18 protein-coding genes are annotated in these 18072 nt (G+C 32.7%); 15 read left to right on the forward strand and 3 right to left on the reverse strand.

All coding sequences use genetic code 11. The annotated features are described in order from the left end of the window. Positions 1-54 precede the first annotated feature (54 nt). Positions 55-498 (reverse strand): DUF1877 family protein, encoded by a 444-nt coding sequence (locus P2W65_RS21250; RefSeq protein ID WP_289660947.1) that lies wholly within the window; start codon positions 496-498, stop codon positions 55-57. Positions 499-754: 256 nt separating this feature from the next. Here P2W65_RS21250 and P2W65_RS21255 point away from each other — a divergent pair, with 256 nt between their 5' ends. The 6 genes from P2W65_RS21255 to P2W65_RS21280 all read left to right on the forward strand — a co-directional run bounded on the left by P2W65_RS21255 (position 755) and on the right by P2W65_RS21280 (position 4925). Beyond that, positions 755-1228, forward strand: a complete 474-nt coding sequence (locus P2W65_RS21255; RefSeq protein ID WP_289660948.1) for a hypothetical protein — start codon at positions 755-757, stop codon at positions 1226-1228. A 368-nt stretch (positions 1229-1596) separates the two neighbouring features. Beyond that, positions 1597-1941, forward strand: coding sequence for a hypothetical protein (locus tag P2W65_RS21260; protein WP_289660950.1), 345 nt, complete (start codon positions 1597-1599; stop codon positions 1939-1941). Positions 1942-2118: 177 nt separating this feature from the next. Continuing rightward, the gene (locus P2W65_RS21265) at positions 2119-2673 is read left to right on the forward strand and encodes a LemA family protein (RefSeq protein ID WP_289660952.1); all 555 of its coding nucleotides are present in this window, start codon (positions 2119-2121) and stop codon (positions 2671-2673) included. Further along, positions 2673-3629, forward strand: a complete 957-nt coding sequence (locus tag P2W65_RS21270) for a DUF3137 domain-containing protein (RefSeq protein ID WP_289660954.1) — start codon at positions 2673-2675, stop codon at positions 3627-3629. Before P2W65_RS21265 ends, P2W65_RS21270 begins: the two co-directional genes overlap by 1 nt. A gap of 40 nt (positions 3630-3669) precedes the next feature. Further along, a complete protein-coding gene (locus tag P2W65_RS21275; RefSeq protein ID WP_289660957.1) occupies positions 3670-4152 on the forward strand; it encodes a hypothetical protein in 483 nt (160 codons plus the stop codon). A gap of 2 nt (positions 4153-4154) precedes the next feature. Beyond that, entirely contained in the window at positions 4155-4925 is a 771-nt protein-coding gene (locus tag P2W65_RS21280; protein WP_289660959.1) for a hypothetical protein, read from the forward strand. Positions 4926-5074: 149 nt separating this feature from the next. Here the strand turns inward: P2W65_RS21280 and P2W65_RS21285 are convergent, their stop codons facing one another. Then, positions 5075-5623: a type 1 glutamine amidotransferase domain-containing protein gene (locus tag P2W65_RS21285; RefSeq protein WP_289660961.1), complete on the reverse strand. Its 549-nt coding sequence runs from the start codon at positions 5621-5623 to the stop codon at positions 5075-5077. 341 nt (positions 5624-5964) lie between these two features. Between P2W65_RS21285 and P2W65_RS21290 the strand changes: the two genes are divergently transcribed. Next, complete coding sequence (locus tag P2W65_RS21290) at positions 5965-6483, forward strand: hypothetical protein (protein WP_289660963.1); 519 nt, start codon at positions 5965-5967, stop codon at positions 6481-6483. Between the two features lie 42 nt (positions 6484-6525). Here the strand turns inward: P2W65_RS21290 and P2W65_RS21295 are convergent, their stop codons facing one another. Next, complete coding sequence (locus P2W65_RS21295; protein ID WP_289660965.1) at positions 6526-6963, reverse strand: cupin domain-containing protein; 438 nt, start codon at positions 6961-6963, stop codon at positions 6526-6528. 345 nt (positions 6964-7308) lie between these two features. On the opposite strand from P2W65_RS21295, the gene P2W65_RS21300 reads away from it, so the two are divergent. The 8 genes from P2W65_RS21300 to P2W65_RS21335 all read left to right on the forward strand — a co-directional run bounded on the left by P2W65_RS21300 (position 7309) and on the right by P2W65_RS21335 (position 18060). Continuing rightward, on the forward strand, positions 7309-7980 hold the full coding sequence (locus tag P2W65_RS21300) for a response regulator transcription factor (protein WP_091493264.1): 672 nt from the start codon (positions 7309-7311) through the stop codon (positions 7978-7980). Positions 7981-7982: 2 nt separating this feature from the next. Next, on the forward strand, positions 7983-9341 hold the full coding sequence (locus P2W65_RS21305) for a sensor histidine kinase (protein ID WP_289660969.1): 1359 nt from the start codon (positions 7983-7985) through the stop codon (positions 9339-9341). Between the two features lie 96 nt (positions 9342-9437). Beyond that, positions 9438-10724 (forward strand): TolC family protein, encoded by a 1287-nt coding sequence (locus tag P2W65_RS21310; RefSeq protein WP_289660970.1) that lies wholly within the window; start codon positions 9438-9440, stop codon positions 10722-10724. 29 nt (positions 10725-10753) lie between these two features. After that, positions 10754-11842, forward strand: a complete 1089-nt coding sequence (locus P2W65_RS21315) for an efflux RND transporter periplasmic adaptor subunit (RefSeq protein WP_289660972.1) — start codon at positions 10754-10756, stop codon at positions 11840-11842. A 32-nt stretch (positions 11843-11874) separates the two neighbouring features. Next, positions 11875-14979, forward strand: coding sequence for an efflux RND transporter permease subunit (locus P2W65_RS21320; protein ID WP_289660974.1), 3105 nt, complete (start codon positions 11875-11877; stop codon positions 14977-14979). 203 nt (positions 14980-15182) lie between these two features. Then, positions 15183-15605 (forward strand): hypothetical protein, encoded by a 423-nt coding sequence (locus P2W65_RS21325; protein WP_289660976.1) that lies wholly within the window; start codon positions 15183-15185, stop codon positions 15603-15605. A 393-nt stretch (positions 15606-15998) separates the two neighbouring features. Continuing rightward, complete coding sequence (locus tag P2W65_RS21330; protein ID WP_068842436.1) at positions 15999-16592, forward strand: TetR/AcrR family transcriptional regulator; 594 nt, start codon at positions 15999-16001, stop codon at positions 16590-16592. Positions 16593-16842: 250 nt separating this feature from the next. After that, positions 16843-18060, forward strand: coding sequence for an efflux RND transporter periplasmic adaptor subunit (locus P2W65_RS21335; RefSeq protein ID WP_289666213.1), 1218 nt, complete (start codon positions 16843-16845; stop codon positions 18058-18060). Positions 18061-18072 lie beyond the last annotated feature (12 nt).

The raw sequence follows: 18072 nt of genomic DNA on the forward strand, positions 1-18072 counted from the left end.
CATTCTCCTAAATCAATTTCAGAATAAGTTTAATTTACCTTAGAAAAACAATTTTTAGCCTATTCTGAAAATTAATGCCTTATTTTCGTTTACGGCCATTTCATAAGCGTCTTTAATGTTTTGAAAATATTCCAAAATGAAGGCTTTCTGGCTAGGTCTTGTAAATGAATAATTTTCTTTTTCGCCTGTTTCCCAAAACTCCAAAAATCTTTCAATTGTTATTTGGTCTAATATTGTTTCCTTGTTTTTCTTAACTTCTTCAGAAGTTGAATAACCTATATAACCATCTTCGGGAGAAAATGAGTTATTGCCTTGGATTATTTTGCCCACTGCTTCACTGCCAAGTCCTGAAAACTTATTTAATATTTCAAGTAAATCAATTGCGAAATAACTCAAATCTGCAGTTTCCTTCAAGGATTCTAATTCCGAAAATTTATTCTTTCTCTGATTTTTTAATTCCTCGTTTGAAAGTTTGTATAGTGAACCTGTTAATGACATATTTTTTTTAGTATAAGTTTAGACGTAAAAACAAATATAACATTTAAAGAATGATTTCGACAAAGTATAATCATAAAGGAGAAAAGCCTTTATTCCTTTGTCTCGCTGCTTCTTTTACAGCTTCTTATAAAATCATAACTACTTAAATTTAAACTTTTTATATTGTTTTTATAACTTTTAAGAGCTACACTTAAAAACACTAAAACCCTAAATTTACATAATCCGTAAATTAATATAGTACTTAAAAACAATTGTTATGCAGACTATACAAAAAGTAATCGAATTACTCTCTCAAAAATACAAATCCCGTATTTCTATTCTTAACAATAATTTAGATGGCAGATTCAGTTCTATATTAGATACGAAGAATGGAACCATGTTTTCTGTTTCGTTCGATTCACTTTATGTATTCAAGGATTCAGACAACAATTTTTGGTCCACTACGCCAAGATCTTTCATTTACAACGATAAAAAATATTATCCAAAAGCAGGAGAAGAATATACCCGAAAAGACGGTATCAAATATATTTTTACTACCAGAGAAGAAGTTCTGGAAAAAGCGGCTGCTTATTTTGGAAAATTTATTGATTCTAACTACGGAATCAAAATTGTCAACCAAAAATTATTCTTTTACGAAGGCCGTGATAAAACAGAAAAAATCGATCTGAACCATCAAAAGTTTAAATCTAAATTATTTGGTAAAATTGATACTTATATCTCTTTTAATTAAAATTAACTGGTAAATAGCCAGCAAAGACACAAAAAAAGCGGTTCAAAAACGGAATAACCTACGTTACGCTTTTATTGTTAGTAGTTACCCAAACTGTACGCATTTTTAATGCGGTATTTTAAAATTTTGATTTGGTTTTAAAATACAAAATTACAACTTGTTCAAAGAGACAGCACTTTAATAGGTGCTGTCTTTTTTTGTCTGAATCTTTCATAAAATTAGAAAGCTAACACTCTAAGCTCTAAAAGAATGCTTCTTTTAACTTGAAAAAAAACTTATTTTAATATAAAAAAAACTTTTAGTGGCTGAATCGATAAATTTCGTAATTTTAAATTTACAGTTTCAAAGACAAAAAAAATCCACATGTTATGCCACTAACAAAAAAAATCACGGACTTACTGTCTAAAAAATACAATCATAATATTAGTATTTTAGGCACTTATACCAGCAGTAAATACACGTCTATATTGGACAATGACAATGGGACTATCTTTATTGTGTCTGATACTGACCTCTACTCTTTTAAAGATCAGGACAGTAATCTTTGGGTCAACGTTACAGATTCTTTTCATGCAAACGGAAAAGAACATTACCCAGAAATGGGAGAATCGTACAAGCTCGATCATGGCGTACAATACAGCTTTACCACAAAAGAGGCAATTGTAGAAATGGCATCTGACTATTTCGAAAAACACACACCTAATATTGCTTAGGATACTTATTAAATATTGTTTTTTTTACAGTAACAATTAGATCAAACTCTTCAAAACAGTACACAGCCAAGTGCTGTTTTTTTTTTGTTGCACAATTACTGTTTCCTACAAAAAAAAAGAACAAAACTTATTTCCTTTTCTATATATTTGCTTCCTAACCTATTAAAATTTTAAGTTATGTTTATTGTTATACTAGTTATTGCATTCATCTTTATTGGTGTATTAATTTATAATTCACTTATCGGAAAAAGAAATCAAGTAACCAATGCTTTTTCTGCTATTGATGTGATGCTGAAAAAACGTTTCGATTTGATTCCAAATCTGGTAGAAGTGGTAAAACAATACACGAATTACGAACAAAGTACTTTAACAAAAATCGTGGAACTTCGTGCAAAAGCTACTTCTAGTTCCTTAACCGATACTGAAAAAGCAAGTTTGGATACCGAATTAAGCACTACTGTAAAAGGTTTAATGGTTACGGTTGAAAATTATCCTGATTTGAAAGCCAACACTAATTTCCTGAACTTACAATCGACATGGACAGAAAGCGAAGAACAAATCGCTGCTGCAAGAAGAACCTATAACGCTGCCGTAACCGATTACAACAATGCTATTATGATGTTTCCTGGAAATATATTTTCTGGCATGTTGAATTATACCAAAATCGATGTTTTAGAAACTCCAGAAGAAGAGCGTAAAAACATTAGTGCAAAAGAGCTTTTTAACAATTAATGGATTCAGAAAATACTAGTACTAAAGCCTTGCAAGAGGTTTTGAATACATTAGAAATTGACCGAAAAAAAATATCCGAAACCTACAAAAGTGCTTATATCTTACTTGGCCTTGCTGGACTGGTATTGCTTGTTGGCTTTCTAATCCGTTTTCCTACATTAGCAATATTTGGAGCTTTGGTTCCTGCTATCATTGGCATTATAACCTATTACAGAGTAGATGATGATGCCAGAAAGTATAAAAACACTTATAAAATTAATGTGGTTGGATCTGCTTTAAAAGAGATTAATGAAACTTTGACCATTACACCTCAAAGCGGCTTACCACATTATGAATTTGTGAGTTCCGAGCTTTTTACCACTAGACCAGATCGTTATAAGACACAAGATTTAGTAAACGGAACAGCCGATAAAACCGCTTTTTGGTTCTCAGAAGTACATGCCGAGTACAAAACCGAAACGCATACTAAAAACGGAACCCGCACAGAATGGCATACGATTTTTAAGGGAATTATTTTTGTAGCCGATTTCAATAAAAACTTTAATGTGTCAACTATTGTTCGTCCAAAAAGTTTTGGAGATTCTATTGGTTCCTGGTTTTCTAAGAATGTCTTCAGTTTCGGCAACACCGATTTGGTTCAATTAGAAAACACTGAATTTGATAGTAAATTTGTAACCTATTCCAGAAACCAAATTGAAGCGAGATATATTCTGACTCCAGCCATGATGGAAAGAATTCTGAATTTAAACAACAAAACAGACGAAACAATTTCGATTTCTTTTATACACTCTAAAATGTATATTGCTTTTCCGTTGTCTCACAATTACTTTGAAGCTCCAATTCATTCTTCGCTGTTAGATCCTAATTTACTTACTGACGATCTTTCGATTGTGCGTTTTATGCAGGATATAGTGCAGGAACTGGATTTGAATACTCGAATTTGGGGAAAGGAATAAGAGCAATTTCTTTTATGAATCTAAAAAATTATACATAAAAATGAAACGATTCCAAATCATATCTTCTCTTTTGTCTTTTCTTTCATCAAACCGTAATAATTCAGAAAGGAAAAACTTTACAAATGAACAATCGAAAGAAATGATGGATTCCGATTTAATATTGAAAGTTAAACTCGCTATAAATCCGAAATTTCAAGACTGGGTTTTATTTAAAAATGGAACTTATATCGTTTTTGACAATGCAGACATAATTAGCGATTTAGAAAGTGAAGCTCTACAATTAATGAAAGAATTTGGGCCAGTTTATGCAGGAGGTTCTGCTGGAGACTTTGGAACGGCTAATTTAGGAAAAAATAAAGGCTGGGTAATTTCAGGACATGGATACGGTATGTATACTTATGTAGCGCCAAGCGAAATACCAGAAAAAACAAATGATGTAGAAATTGGTTTGTTTGGTAGGAATAAAAGAGATATGGATAGTCAAAATCCAATTGTAATTCACGTCAATCGAAAAACGACTTAACAATGATTAAGTTTTACTTTATATTTTTTTTGATTTCTTTCCATATACTTGGGCAAGTTATTCCTGAAAAAGAATTTGTTATCAGCTATTCTATAGGTCATTATAATTTTAGCAAAACTGGCGAATTTGAAAAAAGAGAAAACTTTAAATTCGTTCTCGATGAAAACTTTTTTGTTTTAAAAGAATTTCAGTCAATTTCTAATCGATATGCTTACAATTCTCAAACAAAGAAAAACGATCGTAAAGTTTCAGATACGGTATTTCAATTTCCAAATAAAAAAATAGAAAAGTCAGTACTGGAAAATTTAATAAAACAATTAAATCAGAACGGTAATAATTTCAATATTGATTTTATCAATTCTAATATTTCAAAAGAAATATCAAAAAAGCAGATTATAAAAATTGCAAAGAAGCAAGAGAAACTTTACTGCTTTAGAAATGACTCGGGAAAGAATAAGATTAAGGAAATCCAAAGTTTTCAAAATTTTGAAAAATACATTCAGAATATTAATCCCGAAACCAATAATTGGATAGTCTATTTTGATGTTTGGAATTTTGCAGCAATAAACTATTCTGGTTCTAATTATAAAATGAATTTTAATACTGTTTTGGGTCAGCCTATTCGAATTAATAATTCAAATGAAATAGTGAATTTAAATGTCAATTTAGCTTTATTAGAAATGATTCCAAAAAATTCTCTTTTAGCTAAACAAGTGACAGTTGAAAATATCAAAACGGATTATATTAATTGGTTTATTCAAAATATAGATTGAGATCAATCACCTCAAATGTTTCTTGAGGATTAAGCAATCTACTTCGTCTATCACGATCATTTAGTACGGGGCGATCCTGTCATTAAAAAAAATGCAAGACCAAAGTTGATCTTGCATTTTTGTAATTTGATACATCTCAATAAATCGTTTTACACCGTCTGACGCTCATGTATTCCTTCTTTGATTTCTTCCACCATTTTTTTATTAAAAGCAGGCAAATCATTAGGATTTCGGCTGGTTACTAATCCGTTGTCTACAACTACTTCTGAATCTTCCCATTGCGCTCCAGCATTTTTCAAATCGTTTTTAACAGAGAAGAATGAAGTTACTTTTCGACCTTCTAAAACACCCGCATCTACCAGAATTTGAGGACCATGACAAATAGCTGCTACTGGTTTTTTACTTTTAAAAAAGGAACGCACAAAATTTACCGCATTCTCTTCTCTTCTTAATAAATCAGGGTTTATAACTCCTCCCGGAAGAACCAAAGCATCATAATCAGCTTCGTTTGCCTGGTCTAATACCACATCAACATCATATTCCTTACTCCAATTACCGTCTTTCCAGGATTTGATAGTTCCTGATTTCAAACTGATGATATCTGCATTCCAACCTTGCTCTTCTAGATAAGCTTTAGGTGATGCTAATTCTGATTCTTCAAAACCGTTTGTGGCCAATATGGCTATATTCTTTTTCATAATTTTAAATATTTAAACATTACTAAATTTGATTTATCTAAAATTAGTTATTTGATACGGCCAGCGAAAACAGCTGATGTTAAACCTTTCTTTAATAAAAGTTAATTAATTGAATTTCAGTTTTTTATTAAAAATAAAACAAAAATTATATAAGATTCATGTCAGCTTAGTTCCTTATTTTATACCATAAATGCTTCATTAGGACAAACATAAAATCCGGAGACTTCGCCTAGAATTTACTTCAAATCTCTCTTGATAACGAAATATTTAAAGCAGGCCATTGAATCTTAAAAATAATTGTAAGTTTATACTATCATTATCGGCTATAAAAATCCCAAAATATGAATCAAAAGTTTCTTTTAGTATTTCTGATTGTTTTGTTTTCCTGCGAAAATAAAACTGAAATAAAAGACAATTCTTATGACGAATTTACTTCTATTATTTATAAAAACTCAGAGTTGGTTCCTGTAGACGGTTTTCTAAAAAACTATAAAGAAATTGGCTCGGGAAACAAAACCATTTATGCCATTCAACATTGTCATGAAAACGTTAAAGATATTGCAGATACCCGTTCTTGCACCGATTTTTACTTTAGCTTAAAAACAGATTCTTTGAAAGTTGGAGAGGTTTACTTTTTTCAAAACGATGATATTTTCGATACCTATTGCTTACAGAGGGGCGCAGCAATCGGAATAGTAAAATTATATGGAACAAAAGGAAAACTAAAAATAATAAAGTTTGACAAAAACAATCTTAAAATAAAAATCGAAGGTGAAATAGTTTCTGATTTTCTATATAAAGACCAACTTGAAAAAGTTACACTAATAAAGGATACTATACTTGATTTTAAAACAAAATAGTTTTTTCTGTTTTTGAATTTGTAAAAAATCTCTATTCAATTTCTACCTCAAATCCTTTTTAATCACCAAATACTTTAAATCTGTTTTTCCCACATTGCTAATTCCGTGCTCGGCATTTGGCGGACAGTAAAAACTAGTATTTGGGCCAGCCGTTTTGGTTTTTCCGTCAAGATAGAATTCCGCTGTTCCTTCTAAGATGTAAAAAAATTCTTCCTCAGGATGATGATGTGGCGCGTGGGTAGATTTTCCTGGTTCAACAATACTCATTTTTAAGGTGTTTTCCTGAGTAAAATCTTTATCGGCAAACCAATATTGATAGCCGACTTTGGTTTTCTTCGCTTTGTCTAATTCAAAATGATTGACACAGTTTTCAATTGTATATTGAGGCGGTGCGGTTTCTTTTTTGGTTTCCTGAGCAAAGGCAATCTGCTGGAAAAATAAAACAGTGAATGTGATTTTTATAGTAGTTAGTGTATTCATTTTTTTTATTGTAATGTTACGAAAAATATCAATACAGCTAGCTGTATTCTTATTTTCGTTATAAAGACACTCCATAAAAATCAAATATTTAGAGGTGTGGCTTCAACTTCTCTTAGCCTGGCCAAATTGTGGGGTTTGTATTGGTCAACGATAGCTTTTCTTTAGTTCATTACTCCTAAAAATCTACTGCAAGGAAAAGCCATTATGTTACAATTTTTCCAATTTAACATCTCCTTCACTTATTAAATGTTATTTTTGGGAATCTTTATCAAGACAATTTATCTAAAAATTTGATTATCACATTTCAGTTTTAGTCAAAACAGCAACCATTATAATTTACCATTTATGAATGTTTTACTTATTGAAGATGATAAGCGCATCAGCGATTTTATAGTAAAAGGATTAGAAGAAAACAATTTTACTGTTCATCTTGCTGAGACTGGAGAAATCGCCAGAGATCTTATCCAACACGATATTTGGGATATTATTTTAATGGATATTATGCTTCCTGGAATTGACGGTATTCAATTAACTAAATTAATGCGTTTTAAAAAAAATCATACGCCTATTTTAATGCTCAGCGCCTTAAGTGACACCGATGATAAGGTTAATGCTTTAGATTCTGGCGCAGATGATTATTTGGTTAAGCCTTTTCATTTTAAAGAATTGATTTCAAGAGTTAATGCTTTGACAAGACGAACTAAATTTAACTACGACAAAGCAGCAACTTTGTATAATTTAGGAAGTTTAACTATAAATCCTGAAGAACATAAGGTTACAGAAAATAATGAATTGATTGATTTGTCTCCGAGAGAATATAAACTCCTGCTTTTTTTATTGGAAAACCGAAATAAGGTAATTTCAAGAACCCAGATATTAAAAGCCGTTTGGGGAATTAATTATGACAACAACACCAATGTCGTTGATGTTTATGTGTCGTATCTGAGAAATAAAATCGAGCGTAACCATAAATTTATCCATACCATAAAAGGTACAGGATATATGCTTAAAGAATAATCATGAGAATACGTAATCGATTTACTCTAATATCTTCTTTGACTTTTAGCGTTGTATTTGTCATTGCTTCTATTATAACCTATTTTTCATTCTATACTTATTCCGAAAAAATTGTTTATAATGAGCTTCAAAAAACGTGTCTGCTAACGGGTATTTTTTATCTGGAGAAAGATGAATTACCAGAAAATCAGCATTTGTTAATTGGACAGCAATTCCGAGAAAATTCGGTAGAAATCATTACACGGGTTTATGATAAACGAAATCAAATTGTTTATGGAGACAAAACTTCAGATAACAATATAAATCCTGAAAGACTTGATTATATTCGAAAAAACCGAAAATTAAGCTTTAAATCAAAGCATCATTTCTATTTCGGAAGTTATTATCATGACAATCAAGGAGATTTTGTTGTTTTTGTAAAAAAGAACGATGTCGAATTCAAAACCATGACCGATAGACTACAGATTATTATGATTATGGTTCTAATCATTGGATTAATAACTATTTATATTGTAAGCCGTGTGCTTTCTAATTTGGCTTATAGTCCCATAAAAAATATCATCGATCAAGTAAATGAAATTCAGGCTTCATCTCTCGATCGACAAATTGTTACTCCAGATACGAAAGATGACATTCAGGAACTTGTAGCAACTTACAACAACTTATTCAACAGATTATCAGACACTTTTTCCATTCAGAAGAATTTCATCAATTATGTTTCGCATGAATTCAAAACGCCTTTAACCGCAATTTCAGGAAATCTTGAAGTATTTGCCCAAAAAGACAGAACAAGTACAGAATACAAAGAAATGTCTGAGAAAGTATTAGAAAACGTCTATCAGATAGAAGATACTTTGAATACACTCATGATGCTTTCGGGACTTCGAAACAATACAGAACTCAATGAAATTTTTAGAGTCGATGAATTACTTTGGGACATAAACGATCAACTACCAGATATTTATGAACTCAAAAGTTCGCCGATACAAATCGCCCTTGAAGTTGAAAACGACAAACTGCTTTCCATAAAAGGAAACAACAACGAAATTAAAATTGCTTTGTATAATATTATCGAAAATGCTGTCAAATATTCTAACGGAAACCCAATTAAAATAAGTCTGCTTCAGCAAGGTAATCAGCTTAAAATTATAATCGAAGACCGCGGAACTGGAATCAGTGAAGACGATTTATTATTTATCAAACAAACTTTTTACAGAGGCAAAAATGTAAAAGATATAAAAGGCAGCGGCGTTGGACTTTCGTTGGCCAATATTATCTTTAAACAAAACAATATAAACTTTACCATTACTTCCAAAAAAGATCAGGGAACAACGGTAACATTAGAGTTTCCGCCACTCTAATCATTTTCTAATCCAGCTCTAACCGCCTTATAACATACATCAAATTAGTGGCTAATATACCGCAGATAACTTTGCAGGATATTTAAACTACTTAATTTGAAACGTATACTTTTAACCTTGTTTGTTATTGTTTCACACAAAAGTGTGGCGCAGCTTACTGCAATAAACGATACAATTGTTCTTTCCAGATCAAAAGCCGAGGCTTTATTCCTGGAAAAGAATATTTCTCTTATTTCCGAAAAACTAAACATCGATATTGCCGATGCACAGGTAATTCAGGCAAAATTATGGCCTAATCCAACACTGACTATTGGCGAAATCAATCTTTGGAACAATGCTACGGCACAACAACTTCCTCCTCTATGGGGAAATTTTGGTAAAACATCTCAAGTTACTGCAGAATTAGAACAGCTAATTCAGACTGCCGGAAAACGTAAAAAGATGATTGCCATGGAAAAAGTGAATGCGGCTATTGCCAAAGAATACTTCAAGACTTTTTTGCGTAATCTAAAAATCGAATTCAGAGGCAATCTAACGGAACTGCAATACAATCAAGCTCAAACAGCGATTTACAAAAAACAGCTTTCGTCTATGCAGATTTTACTAAAAGCGTACAGCAATCAGGTAAAACAAGGCAATGTCGGCAAAGGCGAATATATTAGATTAAAAGCAACTGAACTTGGTTTTCTAAAAGAAATAAGTGATTTACAAAAAGACAATAATGCACTGCAAAAAGAGCTTAAAGTTTTGATGAATCTTCCTGCTTCAAGCTTTATCAAACTTACTGATGATGGTTTTGTTCCTGATAATAAAAACATTGAAAACATCAACCTAGGAAATCTTATGGCTTCGGCTGTAGAAAATCGTCCAGACATGAAAGTTCTTAAACTTGGAAACGATTACAACGACAACAAATACAAATACGAAAGAGCGATGCGAACTCCAGACGTTACTCTTGGTGTAAGTTATGACCGCGGAGCGAGTTTAATGAATGATTTCGTAGGAGTTGGCTTTTCTCTTGATCTTCCTTTTTTTAATAGAAATCAAGGAAATGTCAAAGCTGCAAAACTGGCAGTAGATCAGGGAAAATTATTAACTGAAGAGAAAACATTAAGCGTACAATCGGAAGTACTGCAATCTTATGAAGATTTATTGGTTACGAAAAAATTATATGAAAATGTAGAAGCCAATTACGAAGAAGATTTGAATAAACTTCTAGAAGCTTATCGTAAAAACTTCATGCAGAAAAACACCAGTATGCTGGAGTTTCTGGATTTTGTCGATGCCTATTTAGACAATAAATCAATCCTTCTTAATGCTAAAAAAGACCTCAACAAAAATCTGGAAGAACTACGGTATATCTCAGGTCAGGAAATCAATTAAAACTTAATTATCTAAAAATAACATCAAAAATGAAAAAATATATTGTATTCCCGATACTTGGGGTAATGCTCGTTTACGGATGCGGCAAAAAAGAAGAAGTAAAAGAAACGAAAGACGAAAAGTTCTGCATTGATAAAGATCTAAAAGAAAAAATTACAATAGAGCCAGTACAAAAACGCGCTGTAAGCGAATCGATAAATCTTACTGGAAATATTACTTACAATGGTGATAATGTCGTTCAGTTTAACAGCCTTGTTGAAGGTATTATTACCAAAACTGCTTTCTCTTTGGGAGATTACGTTAGAAAAGGACAAGTTCTGGCAGAAATAAAAAGTACCGAATTAAACAGCATGCAGTCTGAAAGCAAATCATTGCAATCGCAGATAACAGTAGCGCAGCGCAATTTACAATCGGTTAAATCTATGTTTGAAGATGGAATTTCTTCTCAAAAAGATTTAATGCAGGCACAAAGCGAATTGGATGTTTTAAAATCATCGCTTGAAAACGTAAGAGCCAATCTGGCCATGTTTAGTGCCAGCAGCGAAAGATCTGTATTTCAGATAAAAGCTCCAACGGAAGGTTATATCGTAGACAAAAATATAAGTCCAGGAATGCAGATTACAGATGGCAGCGAACCACTTTTTACTATTTCTGACCTAAAAGAAATCTGGGTTTTGGTAAATGTTTACACCAGTAATTTAAAAAACATCTCTGAAAATATGCCTGTAGATGTTACAACACCAGCATATCCGGGAGAAATTTTTAAAGGGAAAATAAAAATGATGGCCAAAGTTTTTGATGCCGATGAACACGTTTTGAAAGCGAGAATCGTAATGGAAAACAAAAACTTAAAACTAAAACCAGGAATGACCGCAGATATTATTATTGATAAAAGTCTGGGTGGCGAAACATTAGTCGCTGTTCCAGCAAAAGCAGTCATTTTTGATAACAACCGCGATCATATTTTAATCTACAAAAATGACTGTACAATAGAAACCAGAGAAATTAATCCGATTATAAAAAACAACAACTGGGTTTATTTTGACAAAGGAGTCAACGAAGGCGAAATGGTTATTACCAAAAATCAGCTTTTAATACACGAAAGATTAAAAAACTAATTATCCTCAAAAACGGATAAACACAATAAGACATGAAAAAATTTGTACAAGGTTTAGTTGCTTTCTCGCTAAAAAACTCCCTCATCGTTTTTTTCCTGACCGCTATATTACTAGTCGCCGGTATTGTAAGCTACATTCATACACCCATTGAAGCTTTTCCAGATGTGACCAATACAAGGGCGAGAATCATTACACAATGGCCGGGAAGAAGTGCCGAAGAAGTAGAAAAGTTCATCACGCTTCCTATTTCAAAACAAATGAATACAATACCCAAAAAAGCAGAAGTACGTTCTATTTCGCTCTTTGGATTATCGGTTGTAACCGTATTATTTGACGACGGTGTCGAAGATTTTTACGCACAACAATATGCCTCAAATCGCCTTAACGGGCTTGATCTTCCAGAAGGAGCCGATGTAGAAATCGACCCGCCGTCTGGAGCAACGGGTGAAATATTTCGATATGTAATCAAAAGTGATTTACCCATAAAAGAAATCAAAGCCATTCAGGATTGGGTAATCGAAAGAGAATTGATCTCGGTTCCAGGTGTTGCCGATGTGGTGAGTTTTGGTGGTGAAGAAAAAATGTTCGAAATCAAAATCAATCCAACACAATTAGAGAATTACAATTTATCAGCTTTAGATGTTTACGAAGCCGTTTCAAAAAGTAATATCAATGTTGGTGGCGATGTTATTCAGCGTGGCGATCAGGCTTACGTTGTTCGAGGCGTTGGATTAATCAACAAAATCGAAGACATTGGGAATATTTTAATCGAAACAAAAGGTTCTGCACCGATATTAGTAAAAAATGTAGCCGAAGTTTCCATTTCAGCAAAACCAAGATTAGGACAAGTTGGTTTAGATGGAAATGATGATGTTGTTGAAGGAATCGTTGTAATGCTTCGAGGCGAAAATCCGGGAGAAGTAATCAAAAAACTAAAAGTACGTCTTGATGAACTTAACGAAAGAGTCTTATCGGATAATGTCAAAATAGTTCCGTTTATTGACCGTACAGAATTAGTCAATACAACCGTAAAAACGGTTACCAAAAACCTTATTGAAGGCGTTTTATTGGTATCGTTAATTGTGTTTATTTTCCTTTACAACTGGAGAACATCATTAATTGTCGCTTCTGTAATTCCGCTTGCGTTCTTATTTGCCATTGTAATGCTGCGAATTCAAGGATTGCCTGCCAATTTAATTTCGATGGGAGCGTTAGATTTTGGATTACTTCTGGAAGGAACCCTCGTTATTGTTGAACAAGTCTTTGTTTCGCTCGAAAAGAAAGCGCATAAAGTGGGAATGGAACGTTTTAACAGCATGAGTAAAATGGGATTGATCAAGAAAAGCGTTGGAAGTGTTGCTACCTATATTTTCTTTGCGCTTATTATTTTGATTGTGGCGCTAATGCCAATTTTTTCATTCACGAAAGTAGAAGGAAAAATGTTTTCTCCCCTAGCCTTTACTCTAGGTTATGCATTGTTAGGATCATTAATATTATCCCTTACTTATGTTCCCGCAATGTGTAAAGTAATGCTGAAGAAAAATATTGTCGAGAAAGAAAATATGATTTCGCGTTTCTTTAGAGAAAATCTGTATAAATTGTTTCAATGGAGCACCAAACATCGCAAAACAACTATATATGCGTTTTTAGCTTTATTGGCGGTTTGTTGTGTACGATTTGCATTTTACGGTTCAGAATTTATTCCGAAACTGAATGAAGGAGCTATTTATGTAAGAGCAACATTGCCAAACAGCATCAATCTTGACGAATCAGTAAGGTTGACGAAGGAAATGAAAACTAAAATCAGGAAATTTGAAGAAGTAAAATTTGTCCTTTCGCAAACGGGAAGGCCTAATGACGGAACAGATCCAACAGGATTTTTTAATATCGAATTTCATATTGAATTAAAACATAAAGACGAATGGAAACATGATATCAGCAAAGAAGAATTGATTTCCGAAATCAAAAAAATACTCGATGTATATCCAGGAATCGCCTTTGGTTTCAGTCAGCCCATTCAGGATAACGTTGAAGAATATGTTGCCGGAGTCAAAAGTCCGCTGGCGATAAAGATTTTTGGGAATGATCTTTTTGAACTCGAAGCAATGGCAGCCAAAGTGGCCAATTCAATTAAAGACGTAAAAGGAATTGAAGACATTAATGTTTATAAAAACATTGGTCTTCCTGAATTACGAATTCAGCTTCACGATGAAAAAATGGCACGTTATGCCGTAACAACCGCCGATGCGCAAGCTGTAATTAGAATGACAATTGGAGGACAAGCAGCTACCAAATATTATGATGAGGAAAGAATCTTTGATATTACTTTACGTTTTGAAAAAGAATATCGTGACTCAAAAGAAAAAATTGAAGGCATCCTGATTCCAACCATGAATGGTAAAAAAGTGCCTTTGAAAGAAATTGCAACTGTAGAATACAAAACAGGGCCAACTTTTATTTATCGAGAAGGAAACAGCCGTTATATCGCTGTAGGATTTAATATTGAAGGACGAGATTTGGGAAGCACCATTGAAGAAGCACAGAAAAAAGTGGCTACAGAAGTAAAACTTCCTAAAGAAAATGTAATCAAATGGGCTGGAGAATTTGAAAGCAAAGAAAGAGCCTCTAAACAATTAGCGATGATTGTTCCTGTTGTTTTGGTATTGATTTTATGTTTATTGTATTTCAATTTTGGTAATTTCAAAGATACTATGATTGCTGTAACGGCAATGCCTTATGCCTTCATTGGTGGATTCTTGTCGCTTTGGGTAACAGGAACAGTATTCGGAATATCTGCAGGAATTGGATTTATTATCCTTTTTGGTGTCAGCGCAATTGATAGTATTGTCCTCATTGGAATGATTAGGGAAAATATGCGCAGCGGAATGCATTTAAGAGATGCTATTGCACACGGAATTCACAGCAGAATCCGACCAATCGTAATGATTGCGCTTATGGGATCTCTAGGATTATTGCCTGCAGCATTATCAACAGGAATGGGTTCTGAAGTACAAAAACCATTAGCTATTATGATTGTGGGAGGTTTAATAACCTGTATGATTTTATCTTTAACAGTACTACCGCAAGTATTCTATTTGGTGTACCGAAAGAAAGAACAGAACAACGAAGAATCTTAATCTTACTTACTATATAAATCTCAGAAAACCACCTTTAGACATTTTGTCTAAAGGTGGTTTTATTACAATATATCAAATCGAAAAAATACCTTATAATAACATAATTAAGATTTTTAGAGGTAAAACAATTCAAAAACAAGCTTTAACATAAACATCTTTAAATCATTCAAAATACACATTTATTCATTTAAATTCTCTTTATCATGAAAAAGATAGCTGACACTCAAAACACAAATGAGAAGGAAGAAAATAAACTTCTTAATCATGTAAAACTTAGCATAAATGAAAAATTTCAGGATTGGGTTTTATTTAAAAATGGAACTTATATCATTTTTGAGAATGCCAATACGATTCCAGATTTGGAAAGTGAAGCTATAAAACTAATGAAAGAATTTGGTCCAGTTTACACAGGAAGTCCAGCAGGTGATTTTGATTTTACTGATTTAAAAAAGACTGAAGGCTGGATTGTTTCAGGGCATGGATACGGAATGTATACTTACGTAAATCGAAATGAGATAAAATCTGATCTAATAGATATTCAAGAAATTGGTTTATTTGGAAGAAGTAAACGAAATTTAGATGGTCAGAATCCTGTTGTAATCCATATTAATCGGAAAGCGGAATAAATTAGAAAATATCTCCATTCATTATTAAATGAATTCAAATCCGTAACTCCATAATTGTTATTCTTAACAGAATTATTCTTGTAAACTTTAACAAAGTTCTAATGTAAAAATATAAGTTCTCTCCTAGCCCCGATCGAAATGGCATCTTTTTGTGGTGGGGTTCACCACAAAAAATATAATGTAGAGCGGGACAAATGGTCATAAAAAACCGAAAAAGATCTGCTCCTTAAAAAAAAATACACCAATTAAAAGTTCAATAAAATAAGGTCTTTACAAAGAATTTTAAAAACACTTATTGTACGATAAGAAAATATTATGATAAAAATATTTCATTATTAGAAAAACCGTCATACATTTGCCTAACAGTGTTAAACGATTTAATACTCGAATATAATGGCTAGCAAAGATCGAATTTTAAGACAAAAAGAAGAAACAAGGAACAACATCCTTGGCGCTGCTTATGATATCGTAAAAGAAGAAGGCTGGAATGGTTTGAGTATGCGTAAAATTGCCGACAGAATCGAATATACTGCTCCTATTATTTATGAATATTTCTCGAATAAAGAAGCAATATTAGAAGAACTGACAGGCAAAGGTTTTATCAAACTGACAAAAGAACTGCAAATTGCAATTGATAAGTTTGAGAAACCCGAAGATCAATTAGAAGCCATGTGGATGACTTACTGGGACTTCGCTTTTACTAATACTGAAATGTATCAGTTAATGTTTGGTGTTCAAATGACCTGTTGCGCACAGCGATGTTCGGCTCAAGAGGGACCTTACAAATTATTCACTCAGGTAATTGCTGAAGTAATGAAAGACAGCAATCCGAGTCAAGATATCATAAAACAAAAGTATTTCACTTTCTTTTCTGTTATTCATGGCTTAATTGCCATCAACATCATTAACAAAAGTGATATTTTAGAAACAATAAATGCTCAAATTTTGAAAGATGCCATTGGTGGTATCATCAAATCAATACAATAATATTTTTTTCAATTTTTACTTAACAGTGTAAAATAATTTAATTTGGATAATGTAAAATCCTTTTTTTTATAACTTCCACTTAACACTGTTAGAAAATTTAATAGAGATAATAAAAAACTCTTTTTTTAGACTTTTACTTAACACTGTTAAATATTTTAATACTGATTTAAGAACAGATTGAAAAATGATTAAAGTTTGGCAGTTTGCGCACATTTACTTAACAATGTTAGATAATTTAATTCAATTAAATATGAATCCCGAGAATGCCAGAATACCAAAGAATTTTATCCGAGAAAATGTTCAACCAATTAAAACCACAATGAAAATGAAAAATGTAATTATAACCAGTTTTATTCTGGCCCTAGTACTAAGCAGCTGTGCTGATAAAAATCAGGCACCTACTGCTCCACCTCCGCCGGTTTTACCAGTTTTGGCTATCACAAGTGCCAATACAACAACTGACTCTGAATATCCTGCTGCCATACAAGGAACTGTTGACGTTGAAATTCGTCCACAGGTAAGCGGTAACCTTGACAGAATTTTTGTTGATGAAGGATCTTACGTAAGCAAAGGACAAACTTTATTTAAAATAAACGAACGTCCGTATCGTGAGCAGTTAAACAATGCTTTGGCAAGTCTTCACGCAGCTGAAGCGGCTTTAATCAACGCTAATTTAGAAGTTGATAAATTAACGCCTCTAGTTCAAAACAAAGTAGTTTCTGATTATCAATTGAAAACAGCTAAAGCTTCTCAAAAAATTGCTGCTGCCAATATCGAACAAGCAAAAGCAATGGTAGGTTCTGCTAAAATTAATTTAGGCTATACCAACGTTACGGCTCCAGTGAGCGGTTACATAGGAAGATTACCTAAAAAACAAGGGAGTTTAGTTTCGGCCTCTGATGTTGAAGCGTTAACGACTTTATCTGATGTACACGAAGTATTTGCTTATTTCTCTTTAGGTGAAACAGATTTCATTCACTTTAAAGAACAATATGCTGGAAGTTCATTAGGCGATAAAATCAAAAAATTACCTCCGGTTACTTTGATTTTGGCCGATAACAGCGCTTATCCAAAAACAGGAAAAATCGATATGGTTGACGGTCAGTTTGATAAAACTACCGGAGCAATCACGATTAGAGCAACTTTCCCTAATGCAAACGGAATTCTACGTTCTGGAAATACAGGAAGAATCCGTTTAGGATTAAACCACGACGATGCGATTTTAGTACCGCAAGCGGCTACAATCGAAATGCAGGATAAAGTATTTGTTTTCACTGTAGGTAAAGACAACAAAGTAACTAAAATGCCTATTACAGTTGTAGGTAAAAGCGGAACCAATTATTTAATTAAAGACGGCGTAAAATCTGGTGATCAAATCGTGATGAGCGGTATTGACAAACTTCAGGATGGACAAGCGATTCAGCCAGAAAAATCAGCTAAAGTTGCCGAAGTAACTAACAAAAAATAATCAGAAGAAATA

The organism is Flavobacterium panacagri (assembly GCF_030378165.1).
GTDB classification, from domain to species: domain Bacteria; phylum Bacteroidota; class Bacteroidia; order Flavobacteriales; family Flavobacteriaceae; genus Flavobacterium; species Flavobacterium panacagri.

What these genes read in the sequence shown, in the direction of transcription:
- P2W65_RS21330 (WP_068842436.1), top strand. Translation starts at nt 15,999, where the DNA reads ATGGCTAGCAAAGATCGAATTTTAAGACAAAAAGAAGAAACAAGGAAC.
- P2W65_RS21250 (WP_289660947.1), bottom strand. Translation starts at nt 498, where the DNA reads ATGTCATTAACAGGTTCACTATACAAACTTTCAAACGAGGAATTAAAA.
- P2W65_RS21335 (WP_289666213.1), top strand. Translation starts at nt 16,843, where the DNA reads ATGAATCCCGAGAATGCCAGAATACCAAAGAATTTTATCCGAGAAAAT.
- P2W65_RS21290 (WP_289660963.1), top strand. Translation starts at nt 5,965, where the DNA reads ATGAATCAAAAGTTTCTTTTAGTATTTCTGATTGTTTTGTTTTCCTGC.
- P2W65_RS21260 (WP_289660950.1), top strand. Translation starts at nt 1,597, where the DNA reads ATGCCACTAACAAAAAAAATCACGGACTTACTGTCTAAAAAATACAAT.
- P2W65_RS21270 (WP_289660954.1), top strand. Translation starts at nt 2,673, where the DNA reads ATGGATTCAGAAAATACTAGTACTAAAGCCTTGCAAGAGGTTTTGAAT.
- P2W65_RS21305 (WP_289660969.1), top strand. Translation starts at nt 7,983, where the DNA reads ATGAGAATACGTAATCGATTTACTCTAATATCTTCTTTGACTTTTAGC.
- P2W65_RS21285 (WP_289660961.1), bottom strand. Translation starts at nt 5,623, where the DNA reads ATGAAAAAGAATATAGCCATATTGGCCACAAACGGTTTTGAAGAATCA.
- P2W65_RS21280 (WP_289660959.1), top strand. Translation starts at nt 4,155, where the DNA reads ATGATTAAGTTTTACTTTATATTTTTTTTGATTTCTTTCCATATACTT.
- P2W65_RS21315 (WP_289660972.1), top strand. Translation starts at nt 10,754, where the DNA reads ATGAAAAAATATATTGTATTCCCGATACTTGGGGTAATGCTCGTTTAC.
- P2W65_RS21265 (WP_289660952.1), top strand. Translation starts at nt 2,119, where the DNA reads ATGTTTATTGTTATACTAGTTATTGCATTCATCTTTATTGGTGTATTA.
- P2W65_RS21255 (WP_289660948.1), top strand. Translation starts at nt 755, where the DNA reads ATGCAGACTATACAAAAAGTAATCGAATTACTCTCTCAAAAATACAAA.
- P2W65_RS21325 (WP_289660976.1), top strand. Translation starts at nt 15,183, where the DNA reads ATGAAAAAGATAGCTGACACTCAAAACACAAATGAGAAGGAAGAAAAT.
- P2W65_RS21320 (WP_289660974.1), top strand. Translation starts at nt 11,875, where the DNA reads ATGAAAAAATTTGTACAAGGTTTAGTTGCTTTCTCGCTAAAAAACTCC.
- P2W65_RS21300 (WP_091493264.1), top strand. Translation starts at nt 7,309, where the DNA reads ATGAATGTTTTACTTATTGAAGATGATAAGCGCATCAGCGATTTTATA.
- P2W65_RS21275 (WP_289660957.1), top strand. Translation starts at nt 3,670, where the DNA reads ATGAAACGATTCCAAATCATATCTTCTCTTTTGTCTTTTCTTTCATCA.
- P2W65_RS21295 (WP_289660965.1), bottom strand. Translation starts at nt 6,963, where the DNA reads ATGAATACACTAACTACTATAAAAATCACATTCACTGTTTTATTTTTC.